General features: G+C 70.6%; 18 protein-coding genes and 1 pseudogene. 8 read left to right on the top strand and 11 right to left on the bottom strand.

The features are described from left to right. The first annotated feature begins 180 nt into the window (after positions 1 to 180). Positions 181 to 1,791 (top strand): M4 family metallopeptidase, encoded by a 1,611-nt coding sequence (locus ABT381_RS20475; RefSeq protein WP_351596052.1) that lies wholly within the window; start codon positions 181 to 183, stop codon positions 1,789 to 1,791. Between the two features lie 188 nt (positions 1,792 to 1,979). Continuing rightward, a complete protein-coding gene (locus tag ABT381_RS20470) occupies positions 1,980 to 4,256 on the top strand; it encodes a terpene synthase family protein (RefSeq protein ID WP_351596050.1) in 2,277 nt (758 codons plus the stop codon). 79 nt (positions 4,257 to 4,335) lie between these two features. Here the strand turns inward: ABT381_RS20470 and ABT381_RS20465 are convergent, their stop codons facing one another. Beyond that, complete coding sequence (locus ABT381_RS20465; RefSeq protein ID WP_351596047.1) at positions 4,336 to 4,533, bottom strand: hypothetical protein; 198 nt, start codon at positions 4,531 to 4,533, stop codon at positions 4,336 to 4,338. A gap of 379 nt (positions 4,534 to 4,912) precedes the next feature. Here ABT381_RS20465 and hydA point away from each other — a divergent pair, with 379 nt between their 5' ends. The 3 genes from hydA (at position 4,913) to ABT381_RS20450 (ending at position 8,913) form a co-directional block, all read left to right on the top strand. Beyond that, a complete protein-coding gene (hydA, locus tag ABT381_RS20460) occupies positions 4,913 to 6,319 on the top strand; it encodes a dihydropyrimidinase (protein WP_351596044.1) in 1,407 nt (468 codons plus the stop codon). 66 nt (positions 6,320 to 6,385) lie between these two features. Continuing rightward, entirely contained in the window at positions 6,386 to 7,390 is a 1,005-nt protein-coding gene (locus ABT381_RS20455) for a TIGR03842 family LLM class F420-dependent oxidoreductase (protein ID WP_351596041.1), read from the top strand. Next, the gene (locus ABT381_RS20450; RefSeq protein WP_351596038.1) at positions 7,387 to 8,913 is read left to right on the top strand and encodes an NCS1 family nucleobase:cation symporter-1; all 1,527 of its coding nucleotides are present in this window, start codon (positions 7,387 to 7,389) and stop codon (positions 8,911 to 8,913) included. The genes ABT381_RS20455 and ABT381_RS20450 overlap by 4 nt, the downstream gene beginning before the upstream one ends. A gap of 58 nt (positions 8,914 to 8,971) precedes the next feature. Here the strand turns inward: ABT381_RS20450 and ABT381_RS20445 are convergent, their stop codons facing one another. Beyond that, positions 8,972 to 9,766, bottom strand: coding sequence for an MBL fold metallo-hydrolase (locus ABT381_RS20445; protein WP_351596036.1), 795 nt, complete (start codon positions 9,764 to 9,766; stop codon positions 8,972 to 8,974). A gap of 82 nt (positions 9,767 to 9,848) precedes the next feature. Here ABT381_RS20445 and ABT381_RS20440 point away from each other — a divergent pair, with 82 nt between their 5' ends. Further along, positions 9,849 to 10,451 carry a CGNR zinc finger domain-containing protein gene (locus tag ABT381_RS20440; protein WP_351596033.1) on the top strand — a complete coding sequence of 201 codons (603 nt, stop codon included), beginning with the start codon at positions 9,849 to 9,851 and terminating at the stop codon, positions 10,449 to 10,451. 80 nt (positions 10,452 to 10,531) lie between these two features. Here ABT381_RS20440 and ABT381_RS20435 read toward each other — a convergent pair whose 3' ends face one another. From ABT381_RS20435 to ABT381_RS20395, 9 genes and pseudogenes are all read right to left on the bottom strand, one after another. After that, positions 10,532 to 12,151, bottom strand: a complete 1,620-nt coding sequence (locus ABT381_RS20435) for an ABC transporter substrate-binding protein (protein WP_351596030.1) — start codon at positions 12,149 to 12,151, stop codon at positions 10,532 to 10,534. A gap of 5 nt (positions 12,152 to 12,156) precedes the next feature. Beyond that, a complete protein-coding gene (locus ABT381_RS20430) occupies positions 12,157 to 14,328 on the bottom strand; it encodes an amino acid adenylation domain-containing protein (protein ID WP_351596027.1) in 2,172 nt (723 codons plus the stop codon). A gap of 303 nt (positions 14,329 to 14,631) precedes the next feature. Further along, positions 14,632 to 15,135, bottom strand: a complete 504-nt coding sequence (locus tag ABT381_RS20425) for a nucleoside deaminase (RefSeq protein ID WP_351596024.1) — start codon at positions 15,133 to 15,135, stop codon at positions 14,632 to 14,634. Between the two features lie 266 nt (positions 15,136 to 15,401). Further along, positions 15,402 to 16,226, bottom strand: a complete 825-nt coding sequence (xdhC, locus tag ABT381_RS20420; RefSeq protein ID WP_351596082.1) for a xanthine dehydrogenase accessory protein XdhC — start codon at positions 16,224 to 16,226, stop codon at positions 15,402 to 15,404. Position 16,227: 1 nt separating this feature from the next. Next, positions 16,228 to 18,618, bottom strand: coding sequence for a xanthine dehydrogenase molybdopterin binding subunit (xdhB, locus tag ABT381_RS20415; RefSeq protein WP_351596021.1), 2,391 nt, complete (start codon positions 18,616 to 18,618; stop codon positions 16,228 to 16,230). Further along, positions 18,615 to 20,084 (bottom strand): xanthine dehydrogenase small subunit, encoded by a 1,470-nt coding sequence (locus ABT381_RS20410; protein WP_351596018.1) that lies wholly within the window; start codon positions 20,082 to 20,084, stop codon positions 18,615 to 18,617. The genes xdhB and ABT381_RS20410 overlap by 4 nt, the downstream gene beginning before the upstream one ends. 471 nt (positions 20,085 to 20,555) lie before the next feature. Continuing rightward, the gene (lplAB, locus tag ABT381_RS20405) at positions 20,556 to 21,632 is read right to left on the bottom strand and encodes a lipoate-protein ligase LplAB (RefSeq protein WP_351596015.1); all 1,077 of its coding nucleotides are present in this window, start codon (positions 21,630 to 21,632) and stop codon (positions 20,556 to 20,558) included. Between the two features lie 98 nt (positions 21,633 to 21,730). Beyond that, positions 21,731 to 21,865 (bottom strand): annotated as a pseudogene (locus tag ABT381_RS20400) (NAD-dependent deacetylase); the annotation flags it as partial. After that, positions 21,838 to 22,611: an SIR2 family NAD-dependent protein deacylase gene (locus ABT381_RS20395; RefSeq protein ID WP_351596012.1), complete on the bottom strand. Its 774-nt coding sequence runs from the start codon at positions 22,609 to 22,611 to the stop codon at positions 21,838 to 21,840. The gene ABT381_RS20395 and the pseudogene ABT381_RS20400, both read right to left, overlap by 28 nt. A 195-nt stretch (positions 22,612 to 22,806) precedes the next feature. On the opposite strand from ABT381_RS20395, the gene ABT381_RS20390 reads away from it, so the two are divergent. Together ABT381_RS20390 and ABT381_RS20385 are read left to right on the top strand one after the other, a co-directional pair. After that, positions 22,807 to 24,408 (top strand): ABC transporter substrate-binding protein, encoded by a 1,602-nt coding sequence (locus ABT381_RS20390; RefSeq protein ID WP_351596009.1) that lies wholly within the window; start codon positions 22,807 to 22,809, stop codon positions 24,406 to 24,408. 28 nt (positions 24,409 to 24,436) lie between these two features. Then, the coding region (locus ABT381_RS20385) for an ABC transporter permease (protein WP_351596007.1) at positions 24,437 to 25,443 on the top strand (1,007 nt) is incomplete at its 3' end.

Here is a 25,443-nt window from a genome sequence, read left to right as displayed (position 1 = left end):
TCCGTCCCAACTGCTGGTTCACAACAGGAGGGGCTGGTTCCGTGTGTGCGCGCGGACCATGTACCGCCTCGTACCACCCGCACCACTCCGTACGACTCGTATGAGCGGGCGGCCGCTACCCATGGCCGTCCACCCCCCTCGACGGGCCGCCACCCCGCGGCCCCGTACCAAGGAGACCGCGTGAGAGGCTCTGCCCACAGACGTAAGTCCGCCCTCCGTGCCGCTGCCCTGGTCGCTTCGGCGGCCACGGTCGTGCTCGGCGTACAGAGCGCCCCGGCCGGCGCCCAGAGCGCCGAGAAGACCGGTGCCGTCGCCCTGTCGGCCGGCCAGCGCGCCGCTGCCGTCAAGGACGCCCAGTCCGGCGCCGCCGCCACCGCCCGCGCCATCGGCCTCGGCGGCAAGGAGAAGCTGGTCGCCCGGGACGTCATCAAGGATGCCGACGGCACGGTGCACACCCGCTACGAGCGGACCTACGACGGCCTGCCGGTCCTCGGCGGCGACCTCGTCGTGCACGAGAAGAAGAACGGCGACCGCAAGGTCACCAAGGCGGTGAAGGCACGAATAGCCGTGCCGACCACCACGGCCGAACTGCCCGCGGCGAGCGCCGAGAAGAGCGCGCTGAAGACCTCGGCGGCCGAGAAGAACACGAAGACCGATGCGAAGCAGGCGCCGCGCAAGGTGATCTGGGCCGCCGACGGCAAGCCCGTGCTCGCCTACGAGACCGTCGTCAAGGGCGTCCAGAAGGACGGCACCCCCAGCGAACTGCACGTCGTCACCGACGCGGCCACCGGCAAGCAGCTCTTCGCCGACGAGCGCATCGAGACCGGCACCGGCACCGGTGACTACAACGGCACGGTCTCCCTCGGTACCACGTCCACCGGCTCCGGCTACGACCTCAAGGACGGCGCCCGCGGCGGCCACCGGACCTACGACCTGAACCAGGGCACCTCCGGCACCGGCACCCTCTTCCACGACGCCGACGACGTCTGGGGCGGCGGCCGCCAGTCCGCCGCCGTCGACGCCCACTACGGCGCCGCCACCACCTGGGACTTCTACAAGAACGTGCTGGGCCGCTCCGGCATCAAGAACGACGGCGTCGCCTCGTACTCGCGCGTCCACTACGGCAACGCGTACGTCAACGCCTTCTGGTCCGACAGCTGCTTCTGCATGACCTACGGGGACGGCACGGGCAACGCCAACCCGCTGACGTCGCTGGACGTGGCGGCGCACGAAATGAGCCACGGCGTCACCTCCAACACCGCGGGGCTGCGCTACAGCGGCGAGTCCGGCGGCCTCAACGAGGCCACCTCGGACATGTTCGGCACCTCCGTCGAGTGGTACGCGCAGAACGCCAGCGACCCGGGCGACTACCTCATCGGCGAGAAGATCGACATCAACGGTGACGGCAGCCCGCTGCGCTACATGGACAAGCCCAGCAAGGACGGCGCCTCGCGCGACTCCTGGTCCAAGGACCTGGGCCGGATCGACGTCCACTACTCCTCGGGCCCGGCCAACCACTGGTACTACCTGCTCTCCGAGGGCAGCGGCGCCAAGACCATCAACGGCGTGAGCTACAACAGCCCGACCTACGACGGCAAGGCGGTCAGCGGGATCGGCCGCGCCAAGGTCGAGAAGATCTGGTACCGGGCGCTCACCACGTACATGACGTCCACGACCAACTACGCGGCGGCCCGCACCGCCACGCTCTCGGCCGCGAGTGACCTCTACGGTGGCTCCAGCGCCGAGTACCAGGCCGTGAACGCCGCCTGGGCCGCGATCAACGTGCGCTGACACCGTGCGCTGAGCCGGCACACCCCGGTACGGCCACTTCTCGATCACTCGTCCGGGTGACTACTCCGGTATCCCGCTTTTCGGTCCACCGGTTGGGTAGTCCCCCGAGGCACGCCGGGGGGCGCGGGCATCCGCAAGGGTGCCCGCCATGCCCGCCCCCCGGCACCGTCGAGAAAGGCCGGGGACCCGTGACACAACCCTTCCACCTGCCGGATTTCTACACGCCGTATCCGGCACGCCTGAACCCACACCTCGAAGCGGCCCGCACGCACAGCAGGCAATGGGCGCGCGAGATGAACATGCTCGAGGGGTCCGGCATCTGGGAGCAACGGGACCTCGACGCGCACGACTACGCACTGCTGTGCGCCTACACCCACCCCGACTGCACCGCCGACGACCTCGCCCTGGTCACCGACTGGTATGTCTGGGTCTTCTTCTTCGACGACCACTTCCTGGAGACCTTCAAGCGCTCCGGTGACCGCGAGGGCGGCAAGGCGTATCTCGACCGGCTGCCCGCCTTCATGCCGATGGACCTCGCGGAGGGGATGCCCGAGCCGACCAACCCGGTGGAGGCCGGCCTCGCCGACCTGTGGGCCCGCACGGTCCCCGCGATGTCCCCGAAGTGGCGCGAGCGCTTCTCGGAGAGCACGGTCAACCTGCTCAACGAATCCCTCTGGGAGCTGTCGAACATCAACGCCCACCGGGTGGCGAACCCGGTGGAGTACATCGAGATGCGCCGCAAGGTCGGCGGCGCGCCCTGGTCCGCCGGACTCATCGAGTACGCGGCCAGGGCCGAGGTCCCGGACCGCGTCGCCGCCTCCCGGCCGCTGCGGGTGCTGCGCGACGCCTTCTCCGACGCCGTGCACCTGCGCAACGACATCTTCTCCTACCAGCGCGAGGTCGAGGACGAGGGTGAGCTGAGCAACGGCATCCTGGTCCTCGAGCGGTTCCTGGACTGCTCGACCCAGGAGGCCGCCGAGGCGGTCAACGACCTGCTGACCTCACGCCTCCAGCAGTTCGAGCACACCACGCTCACCGAACTGGAGCCGCTCTTCGCGGAGTACGCGCTCGCGCCGGACGAGCAGGCCAGAGTCCTCGCGTACGTCAAGGGTCTGCAGGACTGGCAGTCCGGCGGCCAGGAATGGCACATGGTCTCCAGCCGGTACATGAACGGCGCGGGGGAGGGCACGGCCCCCGCGGCCCCGCGCCGCTTCTTCTCGCTGCCGCTGGGCGCCCTGGGCCTGGCCGCGCTGGACGTCACGCCGGCGGCGCCGACCACGGCGCGCGCCGAGGCCGCCCGCGCCCGCACCTTCACACACGTACCGTTCCAGAAGGTCGGCCCCTCCCGGCTGCCGGACTTCAAGCAGCCGCTGCCCGGCCGGCTCTGCCGGCACCTGGACACCTCCCGGAAGCACCTCGTCGAGTGGGCCCACCGGATGGGCATCCTGGAGGAGCAGCCCGGCATCCCCGGCTCGCAGGTGTGGACCGAGGAGAAGCTTCTCGACTACGACCTGCCGCTCTGCTCGGCCGGCCTGGACCCCGACGCCACCCTGGAGGAGCTCGACCTCAGCTCCGCGTGGCTCGCCTGGGGGACGTACGGCGACGACTACTACCCCGTGGTGTTCGGGCGCCGCGGCGACCTGGCCGGGGCCAAGGCGATGGACGAGCGGCTGGCCGCCTGCATGCCGCTGGACTGCACCCCGCCCCCGCCGGCCACCCACGCGCTGGAGCGCGGCCTGGCCGACCTGTGGCAGCGCACGGCGGGCCCGATGAGCGCGGAGAACCGCCGCCGCTTCCACGACGCGGTGCGCGTGATGACCAGGAGCTGGCTCTGGGAGCTGGACAACATGGTGCAGAACCGCATCCCCGACCCCGTCGACTACATCGAGATGCGGCGCCACACCTTCGGCTCCGACATGACGATGAGCCTGTCCCGGATCAGCCACGGCAATTCCGTCCCCGGCGAGATCTACGAGAGCGGGCCGTGGCGCGCCCTGGAGAACGCCGTCATCGACTACGCCTGCCTGCTCAACGACGTCTTCTCGTACCAGAAGGAGATCGAGTACGAGGGCGAGGTGCACAACGCGATCCTGGTCGTGCAGAACTTCTTCGACGTCGACTACCCGACGGGGCTGCGCATCGTCGATGACCTCATGAACAGCAGACTGGACCAGTTCGAGCACATCGTGGCGAACGAACTGCCGGTCCTCTACGACGACTTCGGCCTGGGGGAGGACGCCAGGAAGGGTCTCGACACCTACATCGCGGAGCTGCGCGACTGGATGTCCGGCATCCTCAAGTGGCACTACGACTGCCGGCGCTACAAGGAGTCGGACCTCGTCCGGCACCACGCGGCGGAGCGGCCCGGCGGCGGCTCCGGCGCGGCCGGCGGCCGGCGCCCGCCGGTCCCCACCGGCATCGGCACCTCGGCGTTCCGGGTCCCGCGGCCCGAGCCCGTCGGCTGAGGTTCGGTCCCGCGGTCCGGGCCTGTCGGCTGACGCGCGGACGGCCCGCCGGCGCGCAGCCGGCGGGCCATCACGGCTCTCAGGGCAGGATCTTCTCCATTGCCGCCTGCCCTTCGGTGGCCAGTTTGCGGCGTGCCCATTCCAGATTCTTGGGCGTCAGGTCACGCCCGGTGGCCATCACCAGGTCCTCGGGGGTGGCGTCGGCCGACGGACCGCTGTGCAGGCTGCGGTCCGGAGTGGTGAGATCCTCGGGCTCGGGCCGCGATTGCTTGTCCATGCCGCCTCCTCGCGCCTCACGGTGTTCCTCCATCTTTGCCGCAGATGGGCCGGTATGCACACCGAAGGCGGATCGGCGGCCGCCGCGGTGACCGTACGTACGCATCGCTCGCCGACCGTCACGGATTGTCGAAGCCCGAGCGGGCAATCCCCGGGTGGAGTAACCCGCTCGTTCCGGTGGGTCAACGACGGCGGTATTGCCCGGTCGGGTGTCATGCTTCTACCGTCTGTGGATCCGGCCGGGTTCTACGGGTGTAGACCGGCCGCGACGCGGTGTCAGGGACGGCAGGGGTGGGTCGGTGCCCGGGCGACGATGCGCGTGGGCTGCTTCTGCCGCTCCGGTCAGTGCCGGAGTGCCGGCGGTGGAAGGGGACAGGACTGTGAGTCGTACGGTCATCCGTGGCGGGCTGGTCATCACCGCCGCCGACGAGATCCACGCCGATGTGCTGGTCGAGGGCGGCCGGGTGGTCGCGCTGGCCGCGAACGGCCCGGAATACGCGCTCGGCTGGTCGGAATCGGCCGACCGGGTCATCGACGCCACCGGCAAGTACGTCATCCCGGGCGGCGTGGACGCGCACACGCACATGGACTTCCCGTTCGGCGGGACCGCCTCCTGCGACACCTTCGAGACCGGCACCCGGGCGGCGGCCTGGGGCGGCACGACCACCATCATCGACTTCGCCGTGCAGTCCCGCGGGAAATCGCTGCGCGACGGCCTCGACCAGTGGCACGCGAAATCCGACGCGCAATGCGCCGTCGACTACGCGTTCCACATGATTCTCTCCGACGTGAACGAGCACACCCTCAAGGAAATGGACCTGCTGGTGGCGGAGGGGGTGACCTCCTTCAAATTGTTCACGGCCTATCCGGGGGTGTTCTACAGCGACGACGGACAGATCCTGCGCGCCATGCAGCGGGCCGCCGGGAACGGCGGACTGGTGATGATGCACGCGGAGAACGGCATCGCCATCGACGTCCTCGTCGAACAGGCGCTGGCCGAGGGCAGGACCGATCCGCGTTACCACGGCGAGGTGCGGCGCGCGCTGCTGGAGGCCGAGGCCACACACCGTACGATCCAGCTCGCCAGGGTCGCCGGCGCGCCGCTCTACGTCGTCCACGTATCCGCCGAGGAAGCCGTCGCGGAACTGACGCAGGCCCGCGACAAAGGACTCCCCGTATTCGGCGAGACCTGCCCGCAGTACCTCTTCCTCTCCACCGACAATCTCGCCGAGCCCGATTTCGAGGGCGCGAAATACGTCTGCAGTACTCCGCTGCGGCCGCGCGAACACCAGGCGGCGCTCTGGCGCGGCCTGCGCACCAATGACCTCCAGGTCGTCTCCACCGACCACTGCCCCTTCTGTTTCCGCGGCCAGAAAGAGCTCGGCCGCGGCGACTTCTCGAAAATCCCGAACGGCATGCCCGGCGTCGAGAACCGCATGGACCTGCTCCACCAGGCCGTACTGGACGGCCACCTCACCCGCCGCCGCTGGATCGAGATCGCCTGCGCCGCGCCCGCCCGGATGTTCGGGCTGTATCCGAAGAAGGGCACGATCACGCCCGGCGCCGACGCCGACATCGTCATCTACGACCCGCACGCCGAGCAGGTCATGTCGGCCGAAACCCACCACATGAACGTGGACTACTCCGCGTACGAGGGGCGACGGGTGACCGGTCAGGTGGAGACTGTCCTCTCCCGCGGCGAACTGGTCATCGACCGCCGGGAGTTCACCGGCCGCGCGGGCCACGGACAGTACGTGCCGCGGGCGACCTCCCAGTACCTCTCCTGAGCCGGGCCGCAAGGCCCGCACCCGGGACGTCAGTCATCACCGGCTCTACACCAGGGAGTTGAAGCGATGGACTTTGGAGTCGTCCTGCAGACCGACCCGCCCGGCTCGGCCGTGGTCGGGCTCATGCGCCGCGCCGAACGGCAGGGCTTCCGCTACGGCTGGACCTTCGACTCCGCCGTGCTCTGGCAGGAGCCCTTCGTCATCCACGGCCGCATCCTCGAACACACCGAGCGGCTGACCGTGGGCACCATGGTCACCAACCCCGGCACCCGCACCTGGGAGGTCACCGCCTCCACCTTCGCCACCCTGAACGAGATGTACGGCAACCGCACGGTCTGCGGCATCGGCCGCGGCGACTCGGCGATGCGGGTCGCAGGGCGCCGCCCGAACACCCTCGCCCGCCTCGGCGAGGCCATCCCCGTCATCCGCGACCTCGCCGAGGGCCGCGAGGCCGTCGTGGACGGCAAGCCGCTGCGGCTGCCGTGGGTCCGCGACGGGAAGCTGCCCGTCTGGATGGCCGCGTACGGTCCCAAGGCGCTGGCCATGGCCGGCCGGCTCGCCGACGGCTTCATCCTCCAGCTCGCCGACCCCTTCCTGGCCGAGTGGATGATCAAGGCGGTACGGAACGCGGCCACCGAGGCCGGGCGCGACCCGGACGCGCTGACGATCTGCGTGGCGGCGCCCGCGTACGTCGGCGGCGACCTGGCACACGCCCGCGAGCAGTGCCGGTGGTTCGGCGGCATGGTCGGCAACCACGTCGCGGACCTGGTGAGCCGGTACGGCGAGCACTCCGGCATGGTCCCCGAGGAGCTGACCGCGTACATCAAGACCCGCGAGGGCTACGACTACGCGCACCACGGCCGCGCCGACAACCCCGACACCGCCTTCGTCCCCGACGAGATCGTCGACCGCTTCTGCCTCCTCGGCCCACCCGAGGCGCACCTCGACAAGCTCCGTGCCCTGCGCGCGTTGGGCGTCGACCAATTCGCCCTCTACGCGATGCACGACGCGAAGGAAGCCACGATCGACGCGTACGGCGAGCACGTCATCCCGGTGCTGGCGGCGGAGTGAACACGCCCACGGCGTCGGCGGACAGCCGGGACGACGGCCACCCGGACCCGGACGGCCGCATCGAGCTGCCGCCGGACGCGATACCCGCCGACGGCCGCTTCGCCAACGCCGATCTGCGCCCCGTACCGGCCGCCGACCGGCACTGGACCACGTACAACTTCGCCGCCCTCTGGGTCGGCATGGCCCACAACATCCCCTCCTGGACGCTGGCCTCCGGCCTGGTCGCGCTGGGCATGGACTGGAGACAGGCCGTGTTCACCATCGCCCTCGCCAACGTCATCGTCCTGCTGCCGATGCTGCTCACCGGTCATGCGGGACCCAAGTACGGCATCCCCTTCCCGGTCCTCGCCCGCGCGTCCTTCGGGCTGCGCGGTGCGAACCTCCCCGCCCTCGTACGGGCCGCCGTCGCCTGCTGCTGGTTCGGCATCCAGACCTGGATCGGCGGCCAGGGCATCTACATCCTGCTCGGCAAGATCTTCGGCGGCGGCTGGGCCGCGGCGACGCCCGTCGCCGGGTACCCCTGGACCCTCTGGCTCTGCTTCGCCGTCTTCTGGGCGCTCGAACTCGCCATCATCGCGCGCGGCATGGAGACCCTGCGCCGCTTCGAGAACTGGGCGGCTCCCTTCGTCCTCATCGGCGCGGTGGCCCTCCTCGCCTGGATCGCCGCAAAGGCAGGCGGCCTCGGCCCCCTCCTGGACCAGCCGGGCACGCTGGGCTGGGGCCCGGACTTCTGGCGGGTCTTCTTCCCGTCCCTGATGGGGATGATCGGCTTCTGGGCGACGCTGTCCCTCAACATCCCCGATTTCACGCGCTTCGGGGCCGGACAGCGGGCCCAGGTCTGGGGGCAGACGCTCGGACTGCCCACCACCATGACGGCCTTCGCGCTGCTCTCCGTGCTGGTGACCTCCGGCTCGCAGGCCGTGTACGGCGCGCCGATCTGGGACCCGGTCGCCCTCGCCGGCAAGGCCGACAACGTCTTCGGCCTGCTCTTCGCCCTCGTCACGGTCCTCATCGCGACGATCAGCGTCAACATCGCGGCCAACGTGGTCTCCCCGGCGTACGACCTGGCCAACCTCGCCCCGCGCTTCCTCACCTTCCGCAGCGGCGCGCTGATCACCGGCGTGATCGGCGTCCTGGTCCTCCCGTGGAAGCTCACCGCCACGCCCGAGCTGTACATCTTCACCTGGCTCGGAGTGGTCGGCGGCCTCCTCGGCACCGTCGCCGGCGTCCTCATCGCGGATTACTGGATCATCCGCCGGACCGTTCTCGACCTCGCCGACCTGTACCGTCCGGGCGGCCGTTACTGGTACCGAGGCGGCTGGAACTGGCGCGCCGTCCTCGCCTTCGCCGTCGGCGGACTGCTGGCAGTCGGCGGCTCGTACTCCGCTCCGGGAAAGGGCCCCTTCCCCGCCGACGGCCTGCTCCCCTTCCTCCGCCCTCTCGCGGACTACGGCTGGGCGGTGGGACTCTGCGCGTCGCTGGTGCTGTACACGGCGCTGATGGCTCGGCGTCGGGAGGGGTGACTGCCGGCCTGGAGGCACTGGAGAGACTGGCCGGCGCACGGGCCCGACGTGCGTGGGGTCAGCCGCGGACGCCGAAGTCGACGCGGTCGGCGAGGCCGGCGGCGGCAAAGGCGGCGATGAGCTCGTCGCGGCCCTCGGTGAAGTGGGCCCAGCTGTCGTAGTGGACGGGGACCACGCGGCCGGCGTCGAGGATCTTCGCGGCCTCTGCGGCCTGGGCGCTGTCCAGGACGATCAGCCCGCCGTCGAAGACCTCGGAGAAGCGGGGCGCTCCGGCGAAGAGCAGGGCCGTGTCCACCGGGGCGAAGCGCCCGGCGATCTCCTTGACCGCGTCGAGAGAGGCGTTGTCGCCGCTGACGTAGACGGTGGGCAGGCCCTCGCCGGTCAGGACGAACCCGACGACCTCGCCGCAGATCGGCTCGACCTCCTCGCGCTTGCCGGGGCCGTGGATGGCGGGCACGCCGGTCACCGTGACCGTGCCGGGCCCGCCGTCCCGGCGCTCGAGCTCGATCGACTGCCAGTCGGCGAGGCCGGCGGCCGCCTCTCCGAGACGCTCCCCGCCGCCCGGGGTGGTGAGTGTCAGCGGGACGTCGGCGAGCAGGGCGCGGCCGGAGGTGTCGAGGTTGTCGGCGTGCTCGTCGTGCGAGAGCAGCACCACGTCGACGCGGCCGAGATCGGCCGGGCTGCCGTCAGCCGCCGCGGTCTTGGTCAGCATGACGGCCGGTGCCGGGTGGTCGCCGGGGCCGTCGAAGGTCGGGTCGGTGAGAAAGCGCAGGCCGCCGTACTCGAAGAGGGCAGTCGGGCCGCCGAAGACGCGGACGGGGAAGGCGGCGGTCTGCAGGATCGGGGAAGACACGAAAGAAGTTCCTCACGGATAGGTTGCGTGTTAACCGTGAGTGGACTGTAGGCGTGACTCACGGATGAGTGCAACCCGTACCATGAGAAGCGTGGAAGAGTTCATGAGGGAAGAAGCAGCCTTGCCGTCGGCGCCGGGCGAGGCGGAGCACCCCGCCCTGGCCCTGGTCAACAGCGCCGTCGCACTGCCCGGCGGGCACACCGCCGACCTCCTGGGCACTCCGGCGCAGGCCGAGCAGTGGCTGGAGCAACGCGACCTCGCCCCGGCCGGCGCCGGCCTGGCGGAGGTCTGCGCGACGCAGCTGCGCTCACTGCGCGAACAGGTCAGGTCGCTCCTGGCCTCCCGTGTCGCCGGGCAGCCCGCCCTGCCCGCCGCCGTCACGGCGATCAACGACGCGATGACCCGCGTACCCACCGCATCCCTCCTGCTGTGGGACGAGAAGACCGGCCCCTACCGCGCCGCGCCCCACCCCACCACCGCGATCGTCGAGCACGCCCTGGCGGTCATCGCCGCCGACGCCGCCGACCTGCTCACGTCCCCCGACGCCGCCCGCCTGACCGCCTGCGCCTCCCCGCCCTGCAACCGCTTCCTGCTCAAGCACGGGCGCCGCCAGTGGTGCTCGACCCGCTGCGGCGACCGCGCCCGCGCCGCCCGCGCCTACGCCCGCCGCACCGCGATGGAGTGACGACGCCACATCGCCGGCCGGTGGGACACGACAGCACCTGGTGTCCGAGCCAGGACTCCGGGGCCGTGAAGGCGCGGGAACTAGGGAGTGCTGCTCGGGATCACGCAGTTCTTCGGTTGTTCGTGGCCGGTGGGCCAGCCCAGGCCGACGAACTTCAGCTTGCCGAGGCCGCTTCGGCCCGGGTCCAGCTCGACGACCGCGGCCGGCTTGTCGTACGCGTTGCCCCCGCTGGTCAGGCAGATCAGGCCGCTCGTGCCCTGGACCCGGTGGCGGGACTGGAGCAGGGACCACTGCCTGCCGACGTCCTCACGGCTGGGCACGGCCTCGGCGCCGCCCTTCTGCGCCTGGTGCAGCGCCTTGCCGATGGTCATGAGGCCGTCGTACACCAGCATCGTCCGGGAGTCCTGCAGGTTCGGGTCGGAGCCGAGCCGTACGCCCTCGCTGCGCGTGCTCTCGATCCGCTTCTTCAGGGTGGTCAGGGCCGCCATGGGCTCGGTGAGGTACTGGGGGAGCTCCGCCGCGGTGGGCTTGCGGTCGTGGCCCGCGTCCCACTTCCGGTTCCAGTCGGCCAGTTCGGTACGCCAGGCGTCCGGATGCGCGGGGGCTGCGTACTGCACCGTCACCTTCGGCCTGCCGTCCGTGCCGCGCAGTTGTTCCCAGTTCTTCTCCGTCATGTCCTGCCGCAGCGAGGCCGCGTCGGAGCCGCTGACGATGGTGTAGTGCCGGTTCTTGCAGTCCACCTGGGCGAGCTTGAGCGCGAAGATGCGCAGATGCAGCGTGCGGCCCGCGAAGTACACCGTGTCGGCGCCGGAGTCGCAGATGTTGTTGGCCGTCTGGGCGAATTGGTTACCGGTCGAGCCCGCCTCGTCGATGGCCGGGGACTCGAAGGGCATCGCGGCGGGGCCGGCCGGGCCCTTCTCCTTGATCCCGCTGAACGCCTTCGCCAGCGACTCGTTGTATCCGTCGCTGCGCTGGTCGTAGACCAGCACGGTCCTGCGGTTCTGCCGACCCCGTTCGCCGTTGAAGTTGGCCAGCGCCTGGGCCGCGTCGTGGTTGGTGGGGAGGATCCGGGCGAGGCCCGGGAAGCGCAGCTTCGCCGTCCCGTCCGTCCGGTCCTCGTTCGCGATCCGGTCCCCGCTGATCCGCGAGGCGAGTACCGGGATCTTGCGCTCCGTCAGCCGCTTGACGGCTTTCTCCGTGTCACCGAGGCTGAGGTTGAAGCCCGTGACGGCGCGCAGCCGGTCCTCGGGCGAGTCGGCCATTTGCAGCAGGGTGTCCACCACCTGCTCCTGCTGCTTGTAGTCCCGCCCGGGGTTGGCCAGCATCAGCCGGATCTTCGGCGGCTCTCCCTCGCCCTCGTTGGCCTGCCGCTGCCCCAGATACGCGCCCTGGAGGTCGCTGCGCATCTGCCGGCGCAGCGCCGCCCTGTCCGACTGGAGCGGCAGCATCACCGCCACCGTGACGTGCGGCTGGCCGTCGATCTTCTTGTTCTGGCGGGCGATGGCGCGGGACACGTCGGCGATCTCCGCCGTGCCGAAGTCGTAACCCTCGCCGTTGACGCCGATGCACTCGTCACCGACCCGCTCGATGCCGTCGGCACAGGTGTCCAGCTTGTGGGTGATGACCACAGCGAGCCACCCGCAGCCGGCCAACGCCCCCACGGCCAGCAGCGCGTAGAGGAACTTCTTCCATATGGGCATCCCCGTTATCTCCTTCGCCCCAGCTGCTCTGTGCAGGTGCAGCGCAGCAACGGCTGCTCGTTCGCCGCCAGGCCGCTCCAGTGGGTCGCCGTCTTGCTGAGCTGTCCCGCGCCGTCGAACTCCATGATCGAGAGCAGCTCCAGCAGCTTGGCGAGTGTGCGGGCCGTCTCCTTTCCGGTCGGTCTGGTCCGTTCCTCGCACAGCCACACCGCGTGCAGCAGCTGGTCGACGGTGCGGCGCAGCGCCGGACCGTCCACCGCCACCAGGCCCTGCGCGCGCTCCCGCCGGGCATCCGCACCGCCCGGATACGGCGCCTGCGCGATCTCCAGCAGCTCCGCGCACCACTCCTGGGGGCGCCCGGGCAGCGTGGCCGCCAGATGGCGGGCCACGTCGTCCGCACCGCCGGAGACCAGGTGGTGGTTCATCCGGTGCGCCGTGACCGAGCGGAACGCCCCGCCGCCCGGCGCCTCCTCACCCACCGCCGCGCGGAGCGCGTAGTGGTCCCGCAGCAGGTGATGATCGGCGTACCAGGCGGCGGCGCCGGGGCGCAGCCCGTACAGCCGGTGTACGAGCAGCTGGCGCAGCCCGAAGTCCCCGATGAAGTGCCGTTCGCAGCTGGGCCACCCGGTGTCGGTGAGCAGCTGCGACACATGATGCACCGTCAAGTGGTGTACGCGGCCCGACTGATGGTGCCGGAGCAGGACATCCGCGCACTCCTCGTCATGTGCCACCGACAGATGCGTGAGCAGGTCCAGCCACTGGTCGCGGTGCTCGCTCGGCAGCCCCACCGGCAGCTGGTCCAGGATCAGCTCCTGGAGCAGTACTTCCGTCACCGGCCGCTCGGTGGTGCCGTCGCCGGGGAGCAGCAGCGGGGCGGCCAGGAGGTCCCGGTCGTTGGCGTCCACGGGCATCCGGAAGGCCGCGGCAGCGGCGGCGAGCCGGATCACCGTGTGCGGCCGTCCGCCGCTCAGCCGTGCCACGGCGGCGTCGATGCGGCGGCGGTTCGCGCCGCCCTCCGGCTCCGCGCGCGTCTGCCGGCGCTCGGTCTCCTGGCGCAGCTGGTCCCCGGTGAGGAACGGCATCCGCAACAGCAGTACTCCGTCGGCCAGCGGCGCCCGGTCCGGCCCGCCGTCCGTGCGCCGGGACCACGCGGGCGGACCGCCGTTGGCGAGCCGGAACTCCGCCGGCGGCACCACCTCCTCCGGCGGCAGGCCGCCGTGCAGGAAGGCGCCGCCGTCCGCCCGGAGCGCCGTGCCCACGATCACCACGCGGTCGCGCTGCCCGCCCCGGCGGTCGGTGAGCACGGCGCACAACAGCCGCTCTCCCAGCGGCGATACGGCGTGGTCCAACAGCAGCCCGGGGCGGCCGACCCTGCTCAGCCAGCCGAACGCCGAGGCGTACGCCGCCTCGAGATCCTCGCGCAGCGCCCGGAAGAGGAAGCCTTCGGCCAGCTCGCGTGCCTCGCCGCCGGCCTTGAAGTCGGCGGCGAGATTGCTCAGCCCGTGCTTGGGCTGACCCGCCGCGCCCGGATACGCGCCGTAGATGCGTTCCAGTTCCACCCTGCCGCGGGGCGCCAGGCGCTCGAAGAGGGCGTCCAGCAGCGCGTTGCTCACGGCGGCGGAGTACGGATCGAGCTCTTCCCCGGACAGGGTCGTCAGCAGATTCCGGACGGTCCCGCGGATCACGCCCTTCCAGAAGTCGCCGCCACCCAGGCCGCGGAGACGCCCCTTCTGGGGCAGCTCCTCGTACCGTTCGACCTCCGTCGCGACCGCCTCAGGGGTGCCCTCGGCGGCACCCGTCGCGATCACCGCGAGGCCCGCGAAGAGCCGGGGGAACGCGAACGAGCCGCCCGTACCCTGCCAGGTGCTCAGCCGCCGGGCGACCTCGGCCAGCGCCTCGGTCGCATCCGAGCGGGCGCCCGGCTCCGGCTCCGCCCGGTCCGCGTACACCGGCGAGCCGCTGTCCAGATAGATCACCGGCACCTTGGTGGCGAACCGGTCCCGCACCGCGCGCAACAGCCGCCCCTTGCCCATGCCGGGGCCGCCGGTGAGGAGTACTACCGGCAGGTCGGGACCGTACAGTGGCTCCCGCCCGCTGCCCGACGGCGACCGCCCGAACAGCCGCGCAAAGAAGCCCTCCTCGCTGAGCAGCTTCTCGAACCCCAAATCGTCACGCACGAACTCCTCCCCCATGGAGCGCTCTCCCGCCCGGGAACGGGTGATGACCGGTTCGCCGGCTGGCCGGGTGACTGGTTGGCCGGTTGGTCTGTGACCGGTGACCGGTGTGCCGGAAAGAGGCTAGTGGAACGCGCACCCATTCTTCGGGGTAATGAGGCCCATGGGGAAGGGAGCGGAGTGGGTTGCTTTACCGCGGAGTTGGGGGTGACGACGCGCCAGGCCATGGGGCCGAGCCGAGATCAGCCCGCCGGCGGTGCGAAGTGGTTTCGCGCCGCCGGCGGGCTGCCCCCCGTGGATTCCGCGTCAGTACGCGATGCGGTCGGTCTTGGCCAGCCACGCGTCGAACGGCTCCGTGCGGTTGGGCAGGTCCAGGTGCTGGACCGCCATGGGCCACATCGACGAGGGCTTCTTCTCGAACAGGTCGTAGAACTTGCGGTCGTCGAAGCCGGCCACCGCGGCGTCGTGCCGGTCGGCGGAGTAGATGATCCGGTCGACGCGCGCCCACAGCGAGGAGGACAGACACATCGGGCACGGCTCGCACGAGGTGACCAGGGTGCAGCCTTCGAGGGAGAAGGTGTTCAGCTCCTTGCAGGCGTTGCGCAGCGCGGTGACCTCGGCGTGCGCCACGGGGTCCAGGGTCGAGGTGACCTGGTTGTTGCCGGTGGCGACGACCTCGCCGTTCTTGGCGACCAGGGCGCCGAACGGGCCGCCGCCGTTGGCCACGCTGGTGGTTGCCAGCAGGATTGCCTGCTGCATCCAGGCCTGCTCGACGTCCTGGGCGTTGGTTTCCTGGGCCTGAGCGGTCATGGTGGTGCTCCTTCGCGAAGAGAGAGGGTGGGTGTGGGGTGCCGCCCTGCGTGCGGGGAAAAGGCGCAGGTGGGACAGCACGGCGCGCCCCCCTCCTGCTCATCGCAAGGCGCCCTGGGGCTTCGCGACTTGACGCCAAGTACACAGGCAGGGGCTGGAACCAGCCAGGGATGGAAGGCATGAAAGCATGGGCCGACCGAAACGCGATCTTCGTAGATTCCTACATGAGCCGGTCCCGGGCCGGTCAGGGGCCGGTCCCGGGCCGGTCAGGAGCCGGTCAGGGGCCGGTCCTGGGCGAAGGTCCGGAGCAGGTCCGCCGCGACGCTCACCGCGATCGTGGCCGGTTCCTTGCCGCTGATCTCGGGGAGGCCGATCGGGGTCTTGATCCGGTCGATGGTGGCGTCGTCGTGGCCGCCCTCGGTGGACAGGCGCTTGCGGAAGCGGGCCCATTTGGCGGCCGAGCCGATCAGCCCGATCGAGCCGAGACCGGTGGTGCGCAGGGCCGCGTCGCACAGTGCGGCGTCCTCGGCGTGGTCATGCGTCATGATCAGGATGTGGGTGCCGGGCGCCAGCTCCGCGAGCACCTCTTCCGGGAGCAGCGGTGTGTGGTGCACGTGGACCTGTGCCACCGCGTCCGTACGCAGCACGGCGAGCCGCTCGTCCGTGAGCATGTCGGGGCGGCTGTCGACCAGGTGCAGATCGACGTCGTGGCGGGCCAGGATGCGGGCCAGTTCGTAGCCGACGTGCCCGACGCCGAAGATCGCCACCGCCGGGACCACCGGCAGCGGTTCGAGCAGCACGCTGACGGCTCCGCCGCAGCACTGCACGCCGTGCTTGCCGGTGACCTTGTCGTTGAGGGCGAAGTCCATCAGCTCCGGCTCCGGACCGGCCGAACCGATCAGCTCGCGGGCCCGGTCGACCGCGACGGCCTCGATGTTGCCGCCGCCGATCGAACCCCACGTCTCGGTCCGGCCCACGACGAGCTTCGCACCGGCCTTGCGGGGCGCGTGACCGCGCACGGTCGCGACGGTCACGAGCACGCCGGTCTCCCGGCGGGCCCGCAACCGCGCGACCGCGGCCACCCAGGTCATGTCAGGCATTGCTCAAGGCGCTCGCAGTGACGGGGGCTTCGGTGCCGCTGCTCCCCGTGTCTCCGCCGCGAGCCGCTTCGATGGCCCAGTACACCGCCTCCGGGGTCGCGGGGGAGGCGAGGTCCACGCTGACTCCCGTGGGCCCGAACGCCGCGGCGGCCTGCCGCAACGCTTCGCGCACCGAGAACGCCAGCATCAGCGGAGGCTCACCCACCGCCTTGGACCCGAAGACCGCGCCCTCCTCGGTGGCGTTCTCCAGCAGCGTGACGTTGAACTCCTCGGGCATCTCCGAGAAGCTCGGCAGCTTGTAGGTGCTGGCGGCCTGGGTCTGCAGCCGGCCGCGGTTCGGGCCGTCACTGGTGTCCCAGCGCAGGTCCTCCAGCGTCAGCCAGCCCGCGCCCTGCACGAAGCCGCCCTCGACCTGACCGATGTCGATCATCGGGGAGAGGCTGTCGCCGACGTCGTGGACGATGTCGACGCGACGGATGCGGTACGCGCCCGTAAAGCCGTCCACCTCCACCTCGGTCGCGGCGGCGCCATGGGCGAAGTACTTGAACGGCGAGCCCCGGAACGTTTTCGCGTCCCAGTGCAGGCCCTCGGTCCGGTAGTACCCGGCAGCCGACAGCTGAACGCGCTGGAAGTACGCGGTGCGCACCAGGTCGTCCCAGGCCAGCTCCGCGTCGCTGCCCAGGGCGCGTGCGACGCCCTCGACGATGCGGACGTCCGAGGCGTTCGCGCCGAGCTGGGTGCCGGCCACCTGCAGCAGCCGCTCGCGCAGCTGCTCACAGGCGTTCTTGATCGCGCCACCGTTGAGGTCGGCGCCGGAACTGGCCGCGGTGGCCGAGGTGTTGGGCACCTTGTCCGTACGCGTCGGGGCGAGGCGCACCTTGTGCAGCGGAATGCCCAGCGTGGTCGCGGCCACCTGCAGCATCTTGGTGTGCAGGCCCTGGCCCATCTCGGTGCCGCCGTGGTTGATCAGGACCGAGCCGTCCTTGTAGATCAGCACCAGCGCGCCGCCCTGATTGAAGGCGGTGAGGTTGAACGAGATGCCGAACTTGATGCCGGTGATCGCGAGGGCCCGCTTGGTGTGCGGGTGCGCGGCGTTGAAAGCCGCGATCTCACGCTTGCGGTCGGCGATGCCGGCGTCGTCCTGGACCTGCTGCCAGACGGTGGAGATCCGTTCGGGCTGCGTGACCGGCTGTCCGTACGGCGTCGTCTGGCCCTGGCCCGGCCGGTAGAAGTTGCGCTCCCGCAGCTCCATGGGGTCCAGGCCGAGCTGCGGCGCGACGCGGCCCAGGATGTCCTCGATCACCAGCATGCCCTGCGGCCCGCCGAAGCCGCGGAAGGCGGTGTTGGAGACCGTGTGGGTCTTGGCGATGCGACCGGCGACGCGCGCGTTGGGAATCCAGTACGTGTTGTCGATGTGGCACAGCGCGCGGGCCAGGACCGGCTCGGACAGGTCCAGGCTCCAACCGCCGTCCGCGGTCAGGGTGGCGTCGAGGGCCTGGATGCGGCCCTCGGCGTCGAAGCCGATCTTCCACGTGGAGTGGAAACCGTGCCGCTTGCCGGACATGGTCAGGTCCTGGGTCCGGTTGAGCCGGAACCGGACCGGCCGGCCGGTCAGCTTGGCGCCGAGCGCGGCGACGGCCGCGAAGCCGTGCGGCTGCATCTCCTTGCCGCCGAAGCCGCCGCCCATCCGCAGGCACTGCACCGTCACCTCGTGGCTCGGCACACCGAGCACGTGGGAGACGATTTCCTGGGTCTCCGAGGGGTGCTGGGTGCTGCTCTGGATGAACACCTGCCCGTTCTCGTCGATCTGGGCGAGCGCCGCGTGCGTCTCCAGGTAGAAGTGCTCCTGACCGGCGAACTGGAACTCGCCGGTGAAGACGTGCGCGGAGTCGGCGAAGCCGGCGTCGATGTCACCGGTCTCCATGAGGGGCTGGGCACCGTGATAGCTGCCGGCCGCGATCGCGTCCTGGAGCGTGACGAGGGAGGGCTGCTCGTCGAGCTCCACCTCGACGGCCGCCGCACCGAGCCGGGCCGCCTCCAGGGTCTCGCCGAGCACCCAGGCGACCGCGTGGCCGTGGAACATGACCTCGTCGGGGAAGAGCGGTTCGTCGTGCTTCATGCCGGCGTCGTTGACGCCGGGCACGTCGGCACCGGTCAGCACGCGGACCACACCGGGCACGGCGAGCGCGGGCTCGGTGCGCAGCGCGGTGATCCGGCCGTGCGCCTTCATGACCTGGACCGGGTAGGCGTGCAGCACGTCCTTGGTGCGGTGGATCAGGTCGTCTGTGTAGAGCGCGGTACCGGTGACGTGCAGGCCGGCGCTCTCGTGCGGCATCGGAACGCCGACTACCGGCTTTTCGGGAATCTCGGACAGATGACTCATGACGACACCGCCTCGGTGGTCTGTGCGTGCAGCTTCAGCAGGCTCTGGCCGAGCATCGCGGAACGGTAGAGATCGCTGGCGCGGTGATCGCTCATCGGCGTGCCTTCACCGCGCAGCACCCGGGCCGCGGCCTCGACGGTCTCCGTCACCCACGGCTTGCCCTCCAGGGCCGCCTCGGTGGCGAGCGCGCGGATCGGGGTGGCGGCCACGCCGCCCAGACCTATGCGGGCCTTGCGGACGATTCCGCCCTCGATGTCGAGCGCGAAGCCGACCGCGACGCTGGAGATGTCGTCGAAGCGCCGCTTGGCGATCTTGTGGAAGGCCGTGACCGGCGACAGCGGCCGCGGAATGCGCACCGCGCGGATCAGCTCGTCGGGGCGGCGCACGCTCTGCCGGTAACCGGTGAAGTAGTCCGCCAGCGGGACCACGCGCTCGCCGTCGGCGTCGGCGAGCACCAGCGACGCCTCAAGGGCCAGCAGTACCGGCGGACTGTCGCCGATGGGCGAGCCGGTACCCAGGTTGCCGCCGAGGGTCGCACCGTTGCGGATCAGCCGGGACGCGAACTGCGGGAACAGCTCGGCAAGAAGAGGTACTTCACCGTCGAGCTTGCGCTCGATCTCGGTGAGCGTCAGCGCGGCGCCGATCTCGATGTAATCGGATTCGACGCGCAGCTCCCGCATTTCGGCGAGCCGGTCGATGGCGACCACGCATTCCGCGCGCCGGGAACGGATGTTCACCTCGACGCCGAAGTCGGTGGAGCCGGCGACGACGACCGCTTCGGGCCGCTCGCGCAGCAACTGCAGCGTCTCGGAAAGGGTGTTCTTCCGTACGAACGCCTTGTCGTCCTGGGAGTACTCAGTGGCGACCGGCTCCGGCGGGGACTGCTCGCGGCGTTGCGCCAGCGGGTCGTCCTCGGCGGGCTCACCCACGGCGAACGCGGCATCGCGAATCGGACGGTAACCGGTGCAACGGCACAGGTTTCCGCTCAGCGAGTGCAGATCGAATCCATTCGGACCGTGCTCACCGTCGACCTCATCGGCTTTTTCCGAGCCCTCGTGCGCGCAGCGGTCCGGCCGGTAGTACTCGGAGGCCATGCTGCAGATGAACCCCGGTGTGCAGTAACCGCATTGGGAGCCGCCGCGGACCGCCATCTCTTCCTGCACCGGGTGCAGCGCGGGCGGCGTGCCGGGTGCGCCGGCGGTGGCGAGGCCTTCGGAGGTGATGACCTCCTGGCCGTCGAGCGCCGCGGCCGGGACGAGGCAGGCGTTGACCGCCACCCAGTCGGTCGGCTTGTTCACCCCGGGGCGGGCCACCAGGACCGAACAGGCGCCGCACTCGCCCTCGGCGCAGCCCTCCTTGGTGCCGGTGAGTCCCCGCTCGCGCAGGAAATCCAGCACCGTGGTGTGGGGGGCGGCCGGTGAAATGGGGGTTTCTTTCCCGTTGACCGTGATCCGTGCCGCTACCATGGCACATCCTCATTTCGGCGCGCGGTCGATATGGTTGTCCTAGTCGCCATTTCAGGAGCTTTCTATTTCGAGATGGCACAGCTCAAATAGCCGCCGCGTGAATCGGCACGGCGCAAGAATCCGCAGCGCTGATCAGCGCGCGGCGACGTGCCGCAGGCGGTGACGGAAAGAAGATGCCGGGGCCGCGAAACGGGCACGCCGGAAGAAGGGCTGCTCAGCAGCCGTGTGCTACACGACCCGGGATCCAGGCGGTCCGGAGAGCGAGGCGATGCAGGTCGAAGAGGGTGGACATTCGACTTCGCCTCCTTCCGGCAGCTCACGAGTCACGAGTCAGTGCAGTTGACGCTACGTTGCCGCAGAACCATTGGTCAAGGCCCCTGCGGCTTTACAGGTTTGGCGCTACGGCACCCGGGTTCGACAGTCCTACGGCACCCGAGCCCTGCGGCACCCGAGCCCTGCGGCACCCGAGCCCTACGGCACCCGGGTCGTCCACTCCGGGGAGCTGAACTTGGCGGTCGCCAGTTCGCGGGCGCGGGCGAACTCCTCCTCCGTGACCGTGCCGTCCGTGCCGCCGTAGCGGGCGCGGAAGGAGGTGATCATGCGGTCGATGACCTGGGCGCGGGGGAGGCCGGTCTGGCGGCGCAGCGGGTCCACCCGCTTCTTGGCGCTGGTGGTGCCCTTGTCGGAGAGCTTCTCCTTGCCGATGCGGAGCACCTCGACCATCTTGTCCGCGTCGATGTCGTAGGACATCGTCACGTGGTGCAGGACGGCGCCGGAGCCCGCCACGATGCGCTTCTGGGCCGCGCCGGCGATCTTCCCGGCGTCCGTGGCGATGTCGTTGAGCGGCTTGTACCAGGCGTTGATGCCCATGTCGCCGAGCGCCCCGAGTACCCAGTCGTCGAGGTACGCGTAGTTCTCCGCGAAGGTCAGGCCGTGCACGAGGGACTCGGGGACGCAGAGCGAGTACGTGATCGTGTTGCCAGGCTCGACGTACATCGCGCCGCCGCCGCTGATCCGCCGGACGACCGTGACGCCGTGCTTCTCGGCGCCCGCGGGGTCCACTTCGTTGCGCAGCGACTGGAAGCTGCCGATGATCACGGCGGGGCGGTCCCACTCCCAGACGCGGAGCGTCGGCGGGCGCCGCCCCTCGGCGACCTCGGTGGTCAGTACTTCGTCGAGCGCCATGTGCAGCGCGGGCGCCTGCGGCGGCTCGTGGATGATCTGCCAGTCGTAGTCGGTCCAGTCGGTGGCCTGGGCGACGGCCCGGCGGACCGCGACGCCGACCGACTCGGCGGTGAAGCCGATCATGGCGACGTCCTCGGGCAGGGCGGCCTCGATACGGTCGGCCAGGCCGCGGGTGCCGGTGTCGGCGGGCGCGCCTTCCAAGGCCGCGTTGATGGCCGGCAGCGCGTCGTCCGGCTCCAGGAAGAAGTCACCGGCGACGCGGACGTGGCGCAGCACGCCGTCCGCGACCTCCAGGTCGACGACGACCAGCTTGCCGCCGGGCACCTTGTACTCACCGTGATGCCTGCTCTGCACGGCGCTCATCCTCCACGTCTCCGCGGCCGTCCGACCGGCCGGCCGCCGGGTCAACCGTAACGCCGCCACCGGCATTCCCCGTCAAAGGGGGGCAAGCCTGTCGGCGGTCACGGGTGCAAATCGGCCAGCAGCCGGGGGAGCGCCTCGCCGATCGGGTCGCGGACGATCTCGTCGGCGAGGTCGTCGTACGGGGTCGGCTCGGCGTTGACGATGATCAGGCGGGCGCCGTGGTCGGCGGCCAGGGCGTGTCTTTTGGATCAGCCCGGACCAGGTCGCGGCGTCTGGTGCGGTGCATCGCAAGGCGGAGCGTCGCCCTCGGACTGGGTGTCCGTGGGTGATGCGACAACGCCGCGAGGTGCTGTGCCAGGCGTCGCGGCCCCGGGATGATCCGAAAGACACGCCCTAGGCCCGCGAGGGATGCGGCGGGCTGGACGGACAGGCTCGTGCCGACCGCGAGGAAGACGTCGCAGTTCTTCGCCACTGTGATCGCCGCGCCCAGTACCTCCGGGTCCAGGATCTCGCCGAACATCACGGTCGCCGACTTCATGATCCCGCCGCAGTCGAGGCACGCGGGGTCCGGGTCGCCCGCGGTCACCCGGGCCAGCGCGTCGGCCATCGGCGTCCGGGCGCGGCATTCGGTGCAGACCGCGGTGCGGGCGGTGCCGTGCAGCTCCAGGACCTTGCGGTCGGGCATCCCGGCGAGCTGGTGCAGCCCGTCGACGTTCTGCGTGATCACGCGGACGGGGACGCCGGAGCGCTCCAGGCGGGTGACGGCCTCGTGCGCGGCGTTCGGCTTCGCGCGCAGCGCCGGGCCGTCCCGCCGCATCAGCCAGGACCGGCGCCGGATCTCGGGGTCGTTCATGTAGTACGCGTACGTGACGAGCTTCTCGGCGTCCGGGTCGCGGCGCCACACGCCGTTCGGCCCGCGGTAGTCGGGGATGCCGGAGTCGGTGGAGATCCCGGCACCGCTGAGGATCGCGACGCTCATGCCGCCAGCGTACGCGGGGCGGGGTGGGGGACTTGGCCGGGTTGTCGGGTGCGGTTATTTAGATGTAACCAGAAACTGCCCAAGATCCGGGACAGCCTCTTGCCGGTCGTCTGTATGCGAAATACGGTCTGCTGCATTCGTTCCTGGTGATCGTTCGCGATGCGTTCTTGATGATCGTTCGGGAGGTAGCGTCACGTGCGCCGAACAGCGGCTGTTCCGCTGGCAGTTGGGCTGGTGATCAGCGCCGCGGGGTGCGGGTCGCTCACCTCCGCCGCCACCGAGGTGGGCGGGGTCCGGATGACCGACCACCGCCCCACGAAGGACGGCGGCACGCTCACCGTCGCCCTCAAGTCCGACCCCGACAAGCTCGATCCGACCCTCGCGCAGACCCTCGTCGGCCGCACCGTCTTCGCCGGCATGTGCGAGAAGCTGTACGACACCGACCGCGCGGGCAAGGTCGTGCCGCAGCTGGCGACCGCCCTGCCGAAGACCTCCGACGCCGGCCGGACCGTGACCATCCCGGTCCGCCACGGCGTGACGTTCAGCGACGGCACCCGCCTCGACGCGCCCGCCGTCGCCCGGTCCCTGGAACGTCATCGCACCCTCCCCGGCTCCGCCCGCGCCACCGAACTCGGCCCGCTGGTCAAGGCCGAGGCCGCCGGACGGTACACCGTCCGCATTCGCCTGAAGACGCCGTACGTCCCGCTCACCGGCGTGCTCGCCGACCGCGCCGGGATGGTCATGTCCCCGCGTGCGCTCGCGAAGTACGGCAAGAACTTCACCAACCACCCGTCCTGCGTCGGCCCGTTCAAGTACGTCGAACGCGTCGCGGGCGACCGCATCGTGCTCACGAAGGACCCCCGGTACTACGACGCGGACAAGGTCCACCTGAACCGCGTCGTCTACAAGACCATCACCGACGGCGGCGTCCGGCTGGCGAACCTGCGCTCCGGCGATGTGCAGGTCGGCGACCAGATGGGCCCGGTGGAGGTGCAGAGCTCGCTCACCGAACCGCAGCTCCAGCTCTTCAACTCGCCCTCGCTCGGTTACCAAGGCCTCGGCTTCAACATCGGAAACGTGCACGGGACGGGGGAGAAGCCCGGGAAGCTGCGCACGGTGCTCGCCCGCGACCCGCGCGTCCGCGAAGCCTTCGCGCTCGCCCTGGATCGCAAGCTGATCAACAAGGTCGTCTTCCAGGGCATGTACGAGCCGGCCTGCGGCCCCGTCTCGCCGGAGTCGGCCATCGCGCCGGGGCCCGCCGACTGCCCGGAGCGCGACCTGCCGCGCGCGAAGAAGCTGCTCAAGGAGGCGGGCGTCAGGCTCCCGGTTCCGATCGAGCTGAAGGTCTCCACCTCGCCCGAGGACAGCCGCCTCGGCCAGGTGATCCAGGCGATGGCGCGCGAGGCCGGTTTCGACGTACGGCTGCGGCCCATGGAGTACGCCACGCTCCTGGAGGAGACCGACGCCGGGCAGTTCGACGCATACGTCAGCGGCTGGTCCGGGCGGCTCGACCCGGACGGCAACATCGCCTCCTTCGTCGGCACGGCAGGAGCGATGAACACGTACGGCATCTCCGACCCGGCGATCGACCGGCTGATCGCCGAGGGGCGTACTACTGCCGACCGGACCGGCCGCGCCCGTGTCTACACGCAACTCGCCGACCGTATAAGCGATCAGCACGCGCTGATCTACCTCTACCGGCAGAAGAACTACGTCGTGGCGCGGAAGAACGTGGCAGGCGTGCGGGTCTACGGCGACGGCCTGGTGCGCGTGAAGAACGCGGGGTACGCCCGATGAACTGCTTCATGGATGCGGGGTACGCCCGATGAGCCGTTACCTCCTCACCCGGCTGCGCCAGTCCCTGATCACGCTCTTCCTCGTCAGCGTCGTCGTCTTCGCCGGCATCCGCGCGCTGCCCGGCGACCCGGCCCTCGCGCTGGCGGGCGAGGAGCGCAGCCCCGAGGCGCTGGCCGCGATCCGCGAGGCGTACGGGCTGAACGACAACATCGTGGTCCAGTACGGGCGGTTCGTCGGCCACGCCCTCACCGGCGACCTCGGCACCTCGGCCCGCACCGGCCTGCCCGTCCTGGATTCCATACTGAACGCCCTCCCCGTGACGCTCGAACTGGCCGCGCTCTCCCTCCTCCTGGCGGTCGTCCTCGGCATCGGGACGGGCGTACTGGCGGCCGTGCGGCGCGGAAAGGCGACGGAGTGGCTGGCCAACGCCGTCGCCCTGCTGGGGCTCTCCGTCCCCACCTTCTGGCTCGGCATCGTCCTCGTACTCGCCTTCGCGATCGCCGTACCGGTCTTCGCGGCGTCCGGTTACGTGCCGTTCGGCACGGACCCGGTCGACAATCTGCGGCGCATGGTGCTGCCGGCCGTCGTCCTCGGCTCCGGGCTCGCGGCCGTCGTGATGCGGCAGACCCGCGGCGCGATGCTCGACAGCCTGTCGGCGGACTACGTGCGCACCGCCCGCGCCAAGGGACTGTCACGCCGTCAGGTCATCGGTGGGCACGCGCTGCGCAACAGCCTGGTGACCGTGGTGACCGTCCTCGGCCTCCAGCTCGGACACCTCATCTCCGGCGCCGTCGTCACCGAGCAGATCTTCGTCCTGCCCGGCTTCGGCAAGCTCACCATCGACGCGGTCTTCACGCGCGACTACACGATGCTCCAGGGCGTGGTGCTGTGCACCTCCGCCGCCTACATCCTCGTCAACCTCGCGGTCGATGTGCTCTATATGCGCCAGCGCGTCCGCGATCCACGGCAGCGTCACCGGGTCGGGCGACCGCAGCGCCTCCCACCGTTCGGCGGGGCTCTCCCCGTACAGCAGGC

The organism is Streptomyces sp. NPDC000151 (genome assembly GCF_040301705.1).
Lineage (GTDB): Bacteria > Actinomycetota > Actinomycetes > Streptomycetales > Streptomycetaceae > Streptomyces.
This window is presented reverse-complemented; position numbering and strand designations above follow the sequence as displayed.

Coding starts and splice junctions, on each gene's coding strand:
- ABT381_RS20455 (WP_351596041.1), top strand. CDS start 6,386: ATGGACTTTGGAGTCGTCCTGCAGACCGACCCGCCCGGCTCGGCCGTG.
- xdhB (WP_351596021.1), bottom strand. CDS start 18,618: ATGAGTCATCTGTCCGAGATTCCCGAAAAGCCGGTAGTCGGCGTTCCG.
- lplAB (WP_351596015.1), bottom strand. CDS start 21,632: ATGAGCGCCGTGCAGAGCAGGCATCACGGTGAGTACAAGGTGCCCGGC.
- ABT381_RS20425 (WP_351596024.1), bottom strand. CDS start 15,135: ATGACCGCTCAGGCCCAGGAAACCAACGCCCAGGACGTCGAGCAGGCC.
- ABT381_RS20395 (WP_351596012.1), bottom strand. CDS start 22,611: ATGAGCGTCGCGATCCTCAGCGGTGCCGGGATCTCCACCGACTCCGGC.
- ABT381_RS20440 (WP_351596033.1), top strand. CDS start 9,849: ATGAGAAGCGTGGAAGAGTTCATGAGGGAAGAAGCAGCCTTGCCGTCG.
- xdhC (WP_351596082.1), bottom strand. CDS start 16,226: ATGACCTGGGTGGCCGCGGTCGCGCGGTTGCGGGCCCGCCGGGAGACC.
- ABT381_RS20410 (WP_351596018.1), bottom strand. CDS start 20,084: ATGGTAGCGGCACGGATCACGGTCAACGGGAAAGAAACCCCCATTTCA.
- ABT381_RS20435 (WP_351596030.1), bottom strand. CDS start 12,151: ATGCCCATATGGAAGAAGTTCCTCTACGCGCTGCTGGCCGTGGGGGCG.
- ABT381_RS20465 (WP_351596047.1), bottom strand. CDS start 4,533: ATGGACAAGCAATCGCGGCCCGAGCCCGAGGATCTCACCACTCCGGAC.